We start from the raw sequence: 14,095 nt of genomic DNA, 5'->3' as shown, positions 1-14,095 counted from the left end.
TAATTACTTTTGGCACATGAATGTACTTGGAAAACTTATAATTATAGGAGGAGCTGTCGATAAAGGAAGCTTTACAGAGGCTACTTTTGATGCTAATGTTGCCAACAACCTCAATTTTTTTGAGACCGGCATCCTGCGACGTATCATACGCGAATCAAAACATAACGAAGAGTCAAGGATAGAGGTGATAACAACAGCCTCGGTGATACCGCGTGAGGTGGGGCCGGAATATGTTAAGGCTTTTGAATACCTTAAGGCAAAAAATGTTGGCCTTATGCACATTGAAAAGAGGGAGCAGTGTTCCGACCCCGAAGTGCTGGCCCGAATAAAGGCTGCCGATGTGGTGATGTTCACCGGGGGCGACCAGCTTAGGCTTACCTCTATACTTGGCGGAACAAAGCTGCACGATATCATACTGGACAAATTCCAGAATGAGGAATTCATCTATGCAGGGACCTCTGCCGGCGCTGCTGCAGCATCCAATAACATGATTTACCAGGGAAGCAGCCATGAGGCATTGCTGAAAGGCGAGGTAAAGATTACCAGCGGGCTCAGCCTGATACAAAATGTAATTATCGATACGCATTTTGTGCATCGGGGCCGTATCGGAAGGCTTTTCCAGGCCGTAGTGGGCAATCCGCGTGTGCTGGGCATTGGCCTTGGCGAAGATACCGGCTTGCTGATAACCGGTGATGGCAAGATGGAAGCTATAGGTTCGGGGCTTGTGATCCTGGTTGACGGTCGCAACATAAAAGATACCAATCTTACCCAGGTAGAGCTGGGCAGGCCAATATCTATCAACAGCCTGACGGTACACGTGATGAGCATGTATGACATCTATGACCTGAATACACATACGCTTGAGATACACAATTCGCAGTATTTTTCTCCACTTATTACGCCTGTACTTGGTGAGGATGACAAATAGGCTTAATTGCATCATATCGCTTGCTAAGCTGCAAATTTTTTGATTATTTGTGTAAGGCGCGACGTTTAGCAGGGTTGTATCTTTAAAATAAAAATCTATGAAAGTTATAATTCACGGAGGATTCTTCAGCGAATCGCATACCGATGCTGCGACTAAGCTGGCCAAGCAGGAAGCCATGAAAGCTATTGTAAAAGCCTCTTATGATTACCTGAAGGAACACTCAGCGCTGGAAACCGTTGCCTATGCTGTAACGCTGCTCGAAGATGATGTGTTGTTCAATGCAGGTACCGGCTCGCAGATACAAAGCGATGGAAAAATACGCATGAGCGCAGCCATTATGGATGGCGCGACCCAGAAGATGAGCGGTGTCATCAATATCGAAGAGGTCAAAAATCCTGTACAGGTTGCCACAAAGCTGATGCCCTATGATGACAGGGTACTTGGGGGCGAAGGGGCGACCCGTTTTGCCCGTGATAATGGTTTTGAAGCATTCTCAACCGAGATACCGCAACGCAGGAAAGAATATGAAGCCAAACTCGGGACTAAAGGGCTTGGTACTGTTGGCTGCGTAGCTTTGGATAAGGATGGAAAAATAGCCGTTGCAACCTCTACAGGGGGCAAAGGCTTCGAGATCCCGGGGCGTATATCCGATTCGGCTACAGTGGCCGGAAATTATGCCAACGCTTTCTGCGGCGTAAGCTGTACGGGTGTAGGCGAGGACATCGTGAGCAATGCAACATCCGCAAAGATCGTAACACGCGTTACAGATGGCATGCCGATTAGCGAAGCATTCGCCAAAACATTCGAAGAGCTAAAGCCTTATGACGGTTTTGCAGGCGCCATCGCCATTGACCATAACGGCAATATGTTCCATCAGGATTCGCACCCAAGTATGGTTTTCGCCAGTTATGATGGAGAAAATGTGGAAGTGTTTGGATGATTTTTTTATCTTAGTACTATTAAATCTTTAATAGTATGGCTTCTAAAACACCAGTAAACGCTCCAAGTAAAACAGGAAAACCTTCAGGCAAAGGAAGAGGAAACAATCCAACCAAAGAAGGTAAAACCCCGCCTCCGTCACCCAAACCGTCCAAAAAGTAAGCAACAAAAAATCCCGCCGAAGCGGGATATTTATAAGTAAGATAAATATATTGTTTATAAAACGTTCTTTATTTAACCTGGTTTACTATAGCAGCAAACGCTTCAGGGTGGTTCATTGCAAGGTCGGCAAGAACTTTACGGTTCAATTCGATATTTGCTTTTTTCACCTGGCCCATGAATTGAGAATAGCTCATTCCGTGAAGCCTTGCACCAGCGTTGATACGCATGATCCACAAAGCGCGAAAATTTCTCTTCTTTTGTTTTCTGTCACGGTAAGCATAAACCATTGCTTTTTCTACCGCGTTTTTGGCTACTGTCCAAACGTTTTTACGACGGCCAAAGAAACCTTTGGCCTGCTTCAATACTCTTTTTCTGCGAGCTCTTGAAGCTACTGAATTTACTGATCTTGGCATAATTTTAAATGTGTTTTGTAGCAGGCGTTCCGCTTAGCGAAAACTTAAAAGCCATACTCCAGGGTTATTAATTGTTTTAACCGAAACAGCGGCGTATTAGATAAGCCTTAATTGCTGTTTAACGCTCTTCTCATCTGTTGGGTGAACCAATGTAGAGTGAGTAAGGGCAAGCTTACGCTTCTTAGATTTTTTTGTCAGGATGTGACTCTTGAATGCGTGCTTTCTTTTGATCTTACCAGAGCCTGTCACTTTAAAGCGTTTCTTGGCACTGGATTTGGTTTTCATTTTAGGCATTTTCTTCCTGTATTTTAATTTATCTTACTTACTGTTTTATTGTTTCAGCCAGACTGTCAACTGTGACTGCGACTGAAAACTTCTTTACACTTTCTTCTTCTTCGGCGCAATGAACATGATCATCCTTTTTCCTTCAAGCACAGGCATGGCCTCTACTTTTCCCCATTCTTCAAGATCGGTTGCCAGCCTTAGCAAAAGGATCTGTCCCTGTTCTTTATAAATGATCGAACGTCCTTTGAAGAATACAAACGCTTTAAGCTTGGATCCTTCTTTCAGGAACTTTTCGGCATTCTTCTTCTTGAACTCATAATCGTGCTCGTCCGTCTGCGGGCCGAAGCGTATTTCCTTCACAACAATCTGCGTCGACTTTGCCTTAAGCATTTTGTCGCGCTTCTTCTGTTCGTAAACGAATTTCTTGTAATCCATTATCTTGCATACCGGCGGTTCTGCATTGGGGGATATCTCCACCAAGTCCAGTTCCTGCTGGTCTGCCATCTGCAGCGCCTGCGAAGTCTTGTAAACTCCTGGCTCCACATTTTCCCCTACAAGCCGTACTTCGGGGACACGGATAAGGTTATTTATCCTGTGTGCATCTTTTTTTTCTACGCGGGCCGGGCCCCTGTTATTTCTGATTGCTATGGCTTTAAATATTTAAGTTAAACTTAGAATGCTTTTAGTGTTTTATCTATTTCTGCCTGCACTGCTGCGGCAAATTCTTCAATGGTCATGCTTTGGTTCGACTTGCCTGCATCGCCGTGGCGGCGTACAGATATCGTTCCGTTTTTCTCTTCTTCCTCGCCCACGATCAGCATGAACGGTACTTTTTGTACTTCTGCCTCACGGATTTTACGCCCGATAGTCTCGTTGCGGTTGTCGATTAGGGCGCGAATTTCGTGATTTTCCAGCAATTGCAAAACTTTTTTGGCATAATTTTCATATTTCTCACTAAGGGACAATATGATAGCCTGCTCCGGCATCAGCCAAAGCGGGAAGTTTCCGGCTGTATTTTCAAGCAAAATCGCAATAAAGCGCTCCATCGAACCAAACGGCGCACGGTGTATCATTACCGGCCTGTGTAGCTCATTATCAGAGCCTTTGTAGGTCAGGTCGAAACGCTCAGGAAGGTTGTAGTCTACCTGGATGGTTCCCAGCTGCCACTGGCGGCCAAGAGCATCCTTCACCATGAAGTCGAGCTTAGGGCCATAAAAGGCAGCTTCTCCATACTCCACAACTGTATTAAGGCCTTTATCGCGGGCCGCGTTGATAATTGCGTTTTCTGCTTTCTCCCAATTTTCTTCAGAGCCAATATATTTCTCACGGTTTTCTTTGTCGCGAAGCGATATCTGCGCGCTGAAGTTCTCAAAACCAAGCGAGCTGAATACATAAAGTACCAGGTCGATTACGTTCTTAAACTCAACGTCCAGCTGGTCCGGAGTACAGAAGATGTGCGCATCGTCCTGGGTAAACCCGCGAACGCGTGTCAGGCCATGAAGCTCGCCACTCTGCTCATAACGGTATACGGTACCAAATTCAGCATAACGCTTCGGCAGGTCTTTGTAAGACCATGGCTTGGTGTTGTATATTTCGCAGTGGTGCGGGCAGTTCATTGGCTTCAGCAGGAATTCCTCGCCTTCGTTCGGCGTGTGTATCGGCTGGAAGCTGTCAGCGCCATATTTGGCATAATGGCCCGACGTTACATACAATTCTTTCTGCCCGATGTGTGGTGTCACCACCTGCTCATAGCCTGCTTTTTTCTGTGCTTTTTTCAGGAACTGCTCCAGGCGGTCGCGTAATGCGGCACCTTTTGGCAGCCACAATGGCAAGCCCTGTCCAACCTTGCTGCTAAATGCAAACAGGTCAAGCTCTTTCCCCAGTTTCCTGTGGTCGCGGCGCTTTGCCTCTTCCAGTAGCTCAAGGTATTCGGTAAGGTCTTTCTGTTTCGGGAACGATATGCCGTACACCCTTGTCAGCTGTTTGTTCTTTTCGTCGCCACGCCAGTAGGCACCCGCCACGCTCATGATCTTCATCGCCTTGATAATGCCGGTGTTCGGGATGTGCCCGCCGCGGCAAAGGTCGGTAAAGGTAGCATGGTCGCAGAAAGTGATCGTGCCGTCCTCGAGGTTCTCGATAAGTTCGAGCTTATATTGGTTGTTTTCTTTCTTATAAAATTCCAATGCATCAGCCTTTGAGGATTCGCGCATACTGAACTCGTGCTTTTCGCGGGCAATGGCCAGGAAGCGGTCCTCAATGGCTTTAAAATCTTTATCGGTCACTACATGGTCACCGAAGTCAACATCGTAATAAAACCCGTTATCAATGGCAGGGCCAATGGTAAGCTTGATGCCCGGGTACATTTCCTGGAGCGCCTGGGCCAGTACGTGCGACGACGAGTGCCAGAAAGCCTTTTTACCTTCGGCATCGTTCCAGGTGTATAATATTAGAGAGCCGTCCGTTGTCAGTGGGGTTTTCGTTTCAACGGTTGTACCATTAAAGGATGCAGATATCACGTTCCTTGCTAATCCTTCACTAATGCTCATGGCAACGTCCATAGGTGTAACACCTGCGTCGAAATTTTTCACCGAACCATCCGGCAATGTAATATTTATCATCGTTTAAAAATTATAGTGTGCAAAGATAGCAGATTAACACTATACAAGCAAGGGCTGATCCTTTTGATTTTAAACGATTGTTATAAGGTATATTTATGTCATCGAACCAGGCCTGAAGGGATGAAGGACCCTACAGCAACGCACCATTGCCGCTTGAATGATAACCATTGAACGTCGGAGCGAATGGTCCCGGCGTTCTTGTAACCTTATTCCCGCCCTTCGCTTTATCTGCCTCCAGGTGCGGCAGGATACCGCGGCGGTCAGGGCTAAGAGGAAAGTTAGTTTTATATCTGGCGCTACAGTAGCCGGTAGGAGTAAAGATGTACCTCTTTAGGAGTTAGGGAGCTTTGAGTGTTGATATGCGCTCTTACCAGGGCTGCGTACCGCCTGCAGAAGCGGCAGAGATGCAGATTACAACGATCGATAAGGCAATAATTGTTCCCAAAACAATGCGGCCATAGCCATTAATACCATAGCGGTACTCAGGGTCATTGTGAATTTGTGCGTATACTAACGTTTTTTTCCTGTATTTGGTGATATTCTTCGGCATAGTCATTTCTTTAATTAGCAATTCATGCAAATATGCTTAAATTAGAGTTTTCATTATATTAAATGAAAGTTAATTTATAAAATTTTATAATAGCAGTAATTTGTGGTATAAATAAATTGCTTGAAAAATAACAAAATGTCATATTGATCGCAGCTTGTCTTCAACAAGGACTTCGTATCTTAATTTAACTTATCGGTATTTTTTAGTAAGTTTACCATTTACTAAAATCTATATAATTTGAGCTTTAAAAGATTTCCTCTCCACCTTTTAGTTTTATTAGGTGTATTATCCGGTTGTTCTACACGATGGTCTGATAAGGAGCGGGAAACCTACAGGCGGAAGTGTAGTGAAACCAAAACTTTTAATGATGAGTTATTTTTGTTTAAAGGTTTTGATAATTCTGAATTTGATTCAATAGTTGTACAGGAATATAATAATGCTGTTCTGCTTGATTCTTTTAAAATGCATGTACGTCCGGCGGAAAATCCATTAGATGTTGAAAATAAAATGAGATCCGGGTCAACTGATAGGTTCTTCAATGTAAATTATCAGTACCACTTTTTAATACCCGGGCAAAAGCCTTTTATCCTTGCTAATATGAAGATGGTTATGTGGTCGCAATTCACTATGTTTTCAGAAGGTTACGGCTGTGTAATGGGTGATTACACTATAGACGGTATACACTTTGAACATGATGGTAATCCGACATTTAAAAAAAGGTAAGATGTTATGGTGCCTACTGCTAACAATCCAAAATCTACTTCACCAAATAAGCTCTTTTAATCCCATCCAGTTTCGGGAAAGCTTTTTTAAAAAGCTCGCGGTCGCCATAAAGGTTTTCGTCTTCAAGCGTGTTATCGCCATATCCTGAGTACAATTGCTCCACGACATCCATGCCTTTTGTAACATTGCCAAAAGCCGGAAAGCCTTTTACGCCTTCAAAAGTTATGGTGTCAAGGCGGGTATTGTCCTTCAGGTTGATGAACAGGTCGGCGCTGCGGGAATCTTTACCCAGGCGAGCAAAACTTATCGTTCCTTTTTTATTACCGAGCAGCACTTCTTCATCAGGAACCCCGGTGCTCCATTTTTTCATTTTCAGTGTATCCGTACTGCCAAACTGCACCACAAAATCCGGCACCACCCTGTAGAAAAGGGTGTTGTCATAATACCCGTCCTTTATCAGTTCATACAACCGGTCGGCAGCATTGGGCGACCATTTCCTATTGACTTCTATAATAAAATCCCCTTTGGTCGTTTCAAACTTTGCGGTATAGGTTTCCGGAGATCTTTCCGTTACAGAATCAAAATCAGTAAATGCAAAAAAAACAAGCGATAGCAGGATTAGGGTGATTTTTTTCATGGTTGAATAGGTTCAATTTCAACCACTAAAGTAATCAATTTGATTAAAACCAAAACCAGCAAAATTGCATCGCCATATGAGTGCCTAGTTTTCCTGTTCCCCATATAATCCGACAACCGACAACCGACAACTATCAACTATCAACCAATCTACTCCAAAACAAACCCCACCAGTTTTGGATCCCAAGACTCTTTAAATTCCTTCCCCAAAAATTTCACAGTAAATTCAGGGTGTGTAGTCTCGATCAAATAATATCCTTCGGTATTCCTGAAAAAATAATAGTCGCTTGGATATCTTGTATCCTGGCTGCATCCCATACGGTAGCCCGGGAATATGGCCAGTAATTCAACGTCTTTGCTGCTGAGGAGTTTTTTATCATTGAAATAAACGCTGTCCCTGTCTTTTATGAAGCCTCCCTGTAGTACTGTTGCAGTAGCAGCATCTATAGGGAGCACCGTGAGTTTCGGGTAAAGGTTATACACATGGCTTTTATCCTTTACTATATTATAATTCAATATAGAAAAAGATGCTGCATCGATCTCCTTAAATTGCTGCACCTTCCCCGCATTGCGCCACGTGATGATATTATCCTGTATATAAAATACCTGGTTGATCCATGTTACAGGCGAGGTATTGCTGTGCACATCGTTCAGTTCCAGCTTCCCCTGATTTAGTAAAGAAACCTGTTCCAGAGTAAGGTTTTTATACAGTTTCTTATCCCACGGGTCATAAGCCTGGTCGTTGTAAACAATATAGCGGCTGTTGTCGGTAATGAACATATTGGCCTTGCTTACAGGGGTGGTATAATTGAATGGGAATTTTGCATTGATCACTATTTCTTTGGCTTCGATCCACTGGCGTTCATACACACCATTTTTATCATAGCAAAAATCGGAATGGGGAAGCATCCCGAATGTTTTCGCATCAAAATCTTTTTCGAGCATTTTGGCACCTGCATATACATGGATGCCATCAGACACATAAGCACGGTTCACCTGGTCCCACACTTTTACGTTTTTAAAGCTGGCCGGTTTAATAGGTGTTTTTTCATTATGCCAGTATACAAAATTTTTGTCCATCGAATAGGAGCGGGACAAACCCTTTATTGTGGCAGCATCCATACCGGCAATGGGTTGCAGTTGCCTGTTAACTACTGCCGATGCAGTTTTTGCCAGCGACTCATTTACAGGTTTCAGCTTTTTGCCGTTATATAGCAGTGGCTTGCCTTCGGCATATACATAGTTTTTATCGTATACCCATCCGGAACAGGTCTTGTTCACACTAGCACCATCCGACCCCTCGATTTTTACAAATTTAGTTTCAAAATAGTAGATCGAGTTCTTGTCTTTAAAATACTGCCCGTTCTGGCATTCTATAGCCGAAAAAGTAGCCACATCCACACCGGTTATTTCGTCCAGGTTGCAATACGCCTTGTTCCTAGTTTTCCAAAGCCAGGTATAGCCGCCGTAGTTATTATTGCGGCCCACAACCTGAAACCCGGTCGTGTCGATAGCCATGAATGTTCCCTGAAAGTAAATGCCGTTTTTGTCCATCGCTACGCCAATCTCATTGTATTTCGGCTGTCGGAACGTTGCCCTGTCGGCATACACGATCTTCCGTACCTTGCAATCCTGGTAAATAATGCTGTTATCATTAATGATATACAGTGGGCTTTCCAGGTAAGTGCACTGGCTAAAGCCCTGTATAAGGGTCTGAGCCTGTGTTGACCCGAAGGTTAATAGCAATAGTAGGGGTAATAGTTTTTTCATTTTTATATATAGGTGCTGATATTTCTTATTTATGATTGTAAAAGTAAACTTATAAGGGTAGTCGTCTTGAATATTTTTTTAATTTGGTTCCCAACAATTTCTATACCAAACCAAATTCGTAATGCAGGCAGCTCCTTTGCAATCAAAACCCCATTATGCGATACTCGATGGCCTCCGTGGCGTCGCGGCGCTCATCGTAGTGGCCTTTCATATATTTGAAACGCATGCTACAAGCCATCTCGATCAGGTGATCAACCACGGTTATCTGGCGGTCGATTTCTTCTTCCTGCTTTCGGGTTTTGTCGTAGGATATGCCTATGACGACCGCTGGGGGAAGATGACGCTTGGCGGCTTTTTCAAACGGCGGCTTATACGGCTGCAACCCATGGTGATAATGGGTATGGTCATAGGAGCAATCGGCTTTTACTTTCAGGACTCAGCCATTTTTCCCGGGATAAGCGAAATCCCCCTATGGCAAATGTTACTCATTATGCTCATAGGTTGCACTATGCTTCCGGTTCCACCGTCAATGGATTTGCGCGGCTGGGGCGAGATGCATCCGCTTAATGGCCCTGCATGGTCACTGTTCTATGAATATATTGCCAATATATTGTACGCACTTATTGTAAAGAATTTTTCCAAAATGGCACTTTCTGTATTGGTGTTCCTGTCGGCCTTCGGGTTGGTGCACATGGCGGTTACCGGTACTAACGGCGATGTAGTGGGCGGATGGTCTTTAAATGCGGCCCAGCTTCATGTTGGCTTTGCGCGGCTAATGTACCCCTTCTTTGCAGGATTGCTGTTGCAGCGTGTAGTAAAGCCCGGACGCATCAATAATGCTTTTTTGTGGAGCAGCTTGTTGGTAATTGCCGTGCTGGCCATGCCAAGGGTAGGGGGGAGCGAACATTTATGGGCAAATGGCCTGTATGACTCGCTGAGTATCATCTTCATTTTTCCACTTATAGTATATATAGGAGCAAGTGGAGGCCTAAAGGGTAAAAACGAATCGCGCGTAAATAAATTTCTTGGCGATATTTCTTATCCCATATATATAACCCACTATCCGCTTATCTACATATATACAGGATGGATATCCGATACCAGGAAGCCCATCAGCGAAGCCTGGCCGGTAAGTCTGCTGCTTTTTGTGTCAGCTATTGTGCTGGCCTATGTCTGTCTTAAGCTGTATGATGAGCCGGTACGGAAATGGCTTAGCGGGAAATTTTTAAGGTAATGCAACTTGTAAATACAAATTAGTCCAATTATTTTGTCATATCGAGCGCAGTCGAGATACCAAAATAATTGGACTAATTCGAATTAATAACAGATATAATTAATGGTCATCGTGCTCCTCATGTTTTTCTTCTGTAGCAGAAGATGGGGCACCACCATTATCATTCCTGATCTCAGTATGCATTATCTCGCCGCCTGTAGTCCCGGTTGCCCTTCCGCAGTAAAGCGCCGCGGCTGATACGAATATAACAATGATAGCAATAATGTTCGAGAATTTTTTGCGTTTCCAGTTGGCCCATAGCCCAACTAGGGAAAGAAGTCCCAGCGCATGCGAAAAAAGTGCGAAGGTTTCCGCCATTTCTTCATGTTCGTGGATCAGGTGATGGTCAGCGCCCATATGTTCCACAACTTCTTCGGCGCCCTCGCCACTCGAAAAAGCCACAAACGTGCTCAGGGCACCAATGATAAACAGGAAATAAGCGGTACGCTTCACGATCTCCGACTTAAATATGAAGCCGCCAAGTATGACTAACAATGCGATCCCGGGAATAATAATAGGCAAATGGTTTACCGTAAGGTGAAAATGAGCATCATTCATAATAGTTGTTTTAGGTTACTAAAGTAAGGATTTTAATTACAGGCTGTATTCCGCCACCAAATTTTTGCCTTAAACACTATATAGTATATAAGGAGCGAAACGTCGTTTCATTTCCAGCCATCCATTTTCCTGCTATCCGCTTTATCCCCGCCGAAAAAGGCGGGGGGATGCCGCTGCTATCAGGGCTAAGAGCCATCTATCCGTATATTTGTTATGTTATGGTGTCAGCTTCACTCAAATACGAGTAAGCACGTTCCGGCTCCCCTCTCCTTGGGAGATAGCTTGTCCCGATTGATCGGGAGCCCGGGGGGGAGGACTATTCAGGTTAGCGTCCCTATATATATGATGAATACCGTCCTGGCTTCCCTCTCCTTGAGATAGTACGTCCTGATTGATCGTGAAGCCGGGGGTGAGGATTCTTTTCTTGCACCGCAGGTGCAGGAAGCCTCTGCGAGCTTGCCTCATCTTTCGCTTTATTGAGAAAGCTTCGCGAAACTTTGCGTCTTCTTTGTGTCCTTCGCGAAATAACCCTTCTCTCAAAAAAACTTCAAAAAACTTTCTGTGTCAAAAACCACGTTAACAAAGAGTTAAGGAAAAGCGAAGAAAAAAGATAAAAAAAAGGCGTTGAAAAGTTTGGAAAAGCGGAATAAGTGCCTACTTTTGCACCCGCATTCAAGGCAATGTTCTTAGACAGACTGAAACGCAAACGGCCCTTTAAAGACGGGCGCTTTACTATACTAAGTAGGGTGGCAGTCAAAAAAGGGAAGCTTAAAAAAAAGTAAAAAAAGATTTGGATTGTAAAGGGAAAAGAAATTATCTTTGCCCTCCCTAACCGAAAGGAAAAGGAAGCAAGTTCACTTCAAAAAAATACTGAAAAATAAGCTTTAGAAAATAAATTAAAAAAAGTTTTCAAAACGCTTGCGGGTTTAAAAAGAAGTTGTACTTTTGCACCCGCTAACACAGAGAGCCGCTACGGCGAACGAAGTTAGCGAGAAATAAGAAGAATGATACGTTCATAGACATATTGGATTGACAGCATAAGAGAGAGTAAGAAGCTCTTAGCGAATTATTGAAAAAGACCTGAATTAAGATCGTAAAAATATAAAAACATACGATGAAGAGTTTGATCCTGGCTCAGGATGAACGCTAGCGGCAGGCCTAACACATGCAAGTCGAGGGGTAGAAGCTTTCGGGCTTTGAGACCGGCGCACGGGTGCGTAACGCGTATGCAATCTGCCTTACACTAAGGGATAGCCCAGAGAAATTTGGATTAATACCTTATAGTATATTGATGTGGCATCACATTATTATTAAAGATTTATTGGTGTAAGATGAGCATGCGTCCCATTAGCTAGTTGGTATGGTAACGGCATACCAAGGCAATGATGGGTAGGGGTCCTGAGAGGGAGATCCCCCACACTGGTACTGAGACACGGACCAGACTCCTACGGGAGGCAGCAGTGAGGAATATTGGTCAATGGGCGCAAGCCTGAACCAGCCATGCCGCGTGCAGGATGAAGCATCTATGGTGTGTAAACTGCTTTTGTACGGGAAGAAACACCTCTTCGTGAAGAGGCTTGACGGTACCGTAAGAATAAGGATCGGCTAACTCCGTGCCAGCAGCCGCGGTAATACGGAGGATCCAAGCGTTATCCGGAATCATTGGGTTTAAAGGGTCCGTAGGCGGTTTTATAAGTCAGTGGTGAAATCCGGCAGCTCAACTGTCGAACTGCCATTGATACTGTAGAACTTGAATTACTGTGAAGTAACTAGAATATGTAGTGTAGCGGTGAAATGCTTAGATATTACATGGAATACCAATTGCGAAGGCAGGTTACTAACATTATATTGACGCTGATGGACGAAAGCGTGGGGAGCGAACAGGATTAGATACCCTGGTAGTCCACGCCGTAAACGATGGATACTAGCTGTTTGGTTGTAAGACTGAGTGGCTAAGCGAAAGTGATAAGTATCCCACCTGGGGAGTACGGGCGCAAGCCTGAAACTCAAAGGAATTGACGGGGGCCCGCACAAGCGGTGGAGCATGTGGTTTAATTCGATGATACGCGAGGAACCTTACCAGGGCTTAAATGTAGTGGGACAGGCTTGGAAACAGGCCCTTCTTCGGACTCATTACAAGGTGCTGCATGGTTGTCGTCAGCTCGTGCCGTGAGGTGTCAGGTTAAGTCCTATAACGAGCGCAACCCCTGTTGTTAGTTGCCAGCGAGTAATGTCGGGAACTCTAACAAGACTGCCGGTGCAAACCGTGAGGAAGGTGGGGATGACGTCAAATCATCACGGCCCTTACGTCCTGGGCTACACACGTGCTACAATGGCCGGTACAGAGAGCAGCCACCCCGCGAGGGGGAGCGAATCTATAAAGCCGGTCACAGTTCGGATCGGAGTCTGCAACCCGACTCCGTGAAGCTGGAATCGCTAGTAATCGGATATCAGCCATGATCCGGTGAATACGTTCCCGGGCCTTGTACACACCGCCCGTCAAGCCATGGAAGCTGGGGGTACCTGAAGTCGGTGACCGCAAGGAGCTGCCTAGGGTAAAACTGGTAACTGGGGCTAAGTCGTAACAAGGTAGCCGTACCGGAAGGTGCGGCTGGAACACCTCCTTTCTAGAGACACGGTCTCAGGTCTTCAATAGTAAGTAAAGAGATACTTACTCTCGCTGTTAGTTCAAAAAATACAAGAAGAAGAGAGCTGAAAAGGTTTAAAGTTTCAGGTTTAAGGTTTCAAGTTGCCATGCAGCATGGAAATCTGAAATCTGAAATCAACAATCTGAAATAAAATAGTCTCGTAGCTCAGCTGGTTAGAGTACTACACTGATAATGTAGGGGTCGGCAGTTCGAGTCTGCCCGGGACTACAAACAATTACGAATTTGTAAATTACGAATTACGGATTGAAAGCGCTTCGACTTGAAAAAAAAGGAAATTCTGGAAGTTATGGGTAATGGATTATCATAATTCATAATTCGTCATTCGTAATTCAAAAAGAATGGGGGATTAGCTCAGCTGGCTAGAGCGCCTGCCTTGCACGCAGGAGGTCATCGGTTCGACTCCGATATTCTCCACAACGGCTAAAAGTCGGTCGCAGATAAGTAATTGTCTGTGTCGACACGCCACAAGTTCATTGACATATTGAGATAAAATTCAAAAAGTAGAAAAATATAGAAAGCACAGTAATCCGGTTTAGGGTTACGGGTTGTGGGTTCGGGGTTTAACCCGGAA

The 14,095-nt window shown here is 44.6% G+C and carries 12 protein-coding genes, 2 tRNA genes and 1 rRNA gene; 7 read left to right on the top strand and 8 right to left on the bottom strand.

The window, feature by feature from the left end:
- Positions 1 to 16: 16 nt before the first annotated feature.
- Positions 17 to 928: a cyanophycinase gene (locus HYN59_RS16945; RefSeq protein WP_108779410.1), complete on the top strand. Its 912-nt coding sequence runs from the start codon at positions 17 to 19 to the stop codon at positions 926 to 928.
- A gap of 97 nt (positions 929 to 1,025) precedes the next feature.
- Positions 1,026 to 1,868 carry an isoaspartyl peptidase/L-asparaginase gene (locus tag HYN59_RS16940; RefSeq protein ID WP_108779409.1) on the top strand — a complete coding sequence of 281 codons (843 nt, stop codon included), beginning with the start codon at positions 1,026 to 1,028 and terminating at the stop codon, positions 1,866 to 1,868.
- Between the two features lie 229 nt (positions 1,869 to 2,097).
- On the opposite strand, the gene rplT is transcribed toward HYN59_RS16940, so the two are convergent.
- The 5 genes from rplT to HYN59_RS16915 form a co-directional block, all read right to left on the bottom strand.
- Positions 2,098 to 2,442, bottom strand: a complete 345-nt coding sequence (gene rplT, locus HYN59_RS16935) for a 50S ribosomal protein L20 (protein ID WP_108779408.1) — start codon at positions 2,440 to 2,442, stop codon at positions 2,098 to 2,100.
- A 96-nt stretch (positions 2,443 to 2,538) separates the two neighbouring features.
- A complete protein-coding gene (rpmI, locus tag HYN59_RS16930; RefSeq protein ID WP_035738430.1) occupies positions 2,539 to 2,736 on the bottom strand; it encodes a 50S ribosomal protein L35 in 198 nt (65 codons plus the stop codon).
- Between the two features lie 84 nt (positions 2,737 to 2,820).
- Entirely contained in the window at positions 2,821 to 3,318 is a 498-nt protein-coding gene (infC, locus tag HYN59_RS16925) for a translation initiation factor IF-3 (protein WP_219928814.1), read from the bottom strand.
- 80 nt (positions 3,319 to 3,398) lie between these two features.
- Positions 3,399 to 5,345 carry a threonine--tRNA ligase gene (thrS, locus tag HYN59_RS16920; RefSeq protein ID WP_108779406.1) on the bottom strand — a complete coding sequence of 649 codons (1,947 nt, stop codon included), beginning with the start codon at positions 5,343 to 5,345 and terminating at the stop codon, positions 3,399 to 3,401.
- A 367-nt stretch (positions 5,346 to 5,712) separates the two neighbouring features.
- Positions 5,713 to 5,895, bottom strand: a complete 183-nt coding sequence (locus HYN59_RS16915; protein ID WP_146185975.1) for a hypothetical protein — start codon at positions 5,893 to 5,895, stop codon at positions 5,713 to 5,715.
- 237 nt (positions 5,896 to 6,132) lie between these two features.
- On the opposite strand from HYN59_RS16915, the gene HYN59_RS16910 reads away from it, so the two are divergent.
- Positions 6,133 to 6,618: a hypothetical protein gene (locus HYN59_RS16910; RefSeq protein ID WP_146185974.1), complete on the top strand. Its 486-nt coding sequence runs from the start codon at positions 6,133 to 6,135 to the stop codon at positions 6,616 to 6,618.
- Between the two features lie 34 nt (positions 6,619 to 6,652).
- Here HYN59_RS16910 and HYN59_RS16905 read toward each other — a convergent pair whose 3' ends face one another.
- Together HYN59_RS16905 and HYN59_RS16900 are read right to left on the bottom strand one after the other, a co-directional pair.
- Positions 6,653 to 7,255, bottom strand: coding sequence for a peptidylprolyl isomerase (locus tag HYN59_RS16905; protein ID WP_108779403.1), 603 nt, complete (start codon positions 7,253 to 7,255; stop codon positions 6,653 to 6,655).
- Between the two features lie 149 nt (positions 7,256 to 7,404).
- Complete coding sequence (locus HYN59_RS16900; protein ID WP_108779402.1) at positions 7,405 to 9,024, bottom strand: DKNYY domain-containing protein; 1,620 nt, start codon at positions 9,022 to 9,024, stop codon at positions 7,405 to 7,407.
- Between the two features lie 121 nt (positions 9,025 to 9,145).
- Here HYN59_RS16900 and HYN59_RS16895 point away from each other — a divergent pair, with 121 nt between their 5' ends.
- Positions 9,146 to 10,258 carry an acyltransferase family protein gene (locus HYN59_RS16895; RefSeq protein ID WP_108779401.1) on the top strand — a complete coding sequence of 371 codons (1,113 nt, stop codon included), beginning with the start codon at positions 9,146 to 9,148 and terminating at the stop codon, positions 10,256 to 10,258.
- 99 nt (positions 10,259 to 10,357) lie between these two features.
- On the opposite strand, the gene HYN59_RS16890 is transcribed toward HYN59_RS16895, so the two are convergent.
- On the bottom strand, positions 10,358 to 10,855 hold the full coding sequence (locus HYN59_RS16890; protein WP_108779400.1) for a hypothetical protein: 498 nt from the start codon (positions 10,853 to 10,855) through the stop codon (positions 10,358 to 10,360).
- A gap of 1,111 nt (positions 10,856 to 11,966) precedes the next feature.
- Here HYN59_RS16890 and HYN59_RS16880 point away from each other — a divergent pair.
- The 3 genes from HYN59_RS16880 to HYN59_RS16870 all read left to right on the top strand — a co-directional run bounded on the left by HYN59_RS16880 (position 11,967) and on the right by HYN59_RS16870 (position 13,938).
- Positions 11,967 to 13,482, top strand: a 16S ribosomal RNA gene (locus HYN59_RS16880).
- Between the two features lie 175 nt (positions 13,483 to 13,657).
- Positions 13,658 to 13,731: transfer RNA gene (locus HYN59_RS16875), tRNA-Ile, on the top strand.
- Between the two features lie 133 nt (positions 13,732 to 13,864).
- Positions 13,865 to 13,938 (top strand) — tRNA-Ala (locus tag HYN59_RS16870).
- Positions 13,939 to 14,095 lie beyond the last annotated feature (157 nt).

This window comes from Flavobacterium album, assembly GCF_003096035.1.
Taxonomy (GTDB): Bacteria; Bacteroidota; Bacteroidia; order Flavobacteriales; family Flavobacteriaceae; genus Flavobacterium; species Flavobacterium album.
This window is presented reverse-complemented; position numbering and strand designations above follow the sequence as displayed.

What these genes read in the sequence shown, in the direction of transcription:
- HYN59_RS16945 (WP_108779410.1), top strand. Translation starts at nt 17, where the DNA reads ATGAATGTACTTGGAAAACTTATAATTATAGGAGGAGCTGTCGATAAA.
- HYN59_RS16940 (WP_108779409.1), top strand. Translation starts at nt 1,026, where the DNA reads ATGAAAGTTATAATTCACGGAGGATTCTTCAGCGAATCGCATACCGAT.
- rplT (WP_108779408.1), bottom strand. Translation starts at nt 2,442, where the DNA reads ATGCCAAGATCAGTAAATTCAGTAGCTTCAAGAGCTCGCAGAAAAAGA.
- rpmI (WP_035738430.1), bottom strand. Translation starts at nt 2,736, where the DNA reads ATGCCTAAAATGAAAACCAAATCCAGTGCCAAGAAACGCTTTAAAGTG.
- thrS (WP_108779406.1), bottom strand. Translation starts at nt 5,345, where the DNA reads ATGATAAATATTACATTGCCGGATGGTTCGGTGAAAAATTTCGACGCA.
- HYN59_RS16915 (WP_146185975.1), bottom strand. Translation starts at nt 5,895, where the DNA reads ATGCCGAAGAATATCACCAAATACAGGAAAAAAACGTTAGTATACGCA.
- HYN59_RS16905 (WP_108779403.1), bottom strand. Translation starts at nt 7,255, where the DNA reads ATGAAAAAAATCACCCTAATCCTGCTATCGCTTGTTTTTTTTGCATTT.
- HYN59_RS16900 (WP_108779402.1), bottom strand. Translation starts at nt 9,024, where the DNA reads ATGAAAAAACTATTACCCCTACTATTGCTATTAACCTTCGGGTCAACA.
- HYN59_RS16895 (WP_108779401.1), top strand. Translation starts at nt 9,146, where the DNA reads ATGCAGGCAGCTCCTTTGCAATCAAAACCCCATTATGCGATACTCGAT.
- HYN59_RS16890 (WP_108779400.1), bottom strand. Translation starts at nt 10,855, where the DNA reads ATGAATGATGCTCATTTTCACCTTACGGTAAACCATTTGCCTATTATT.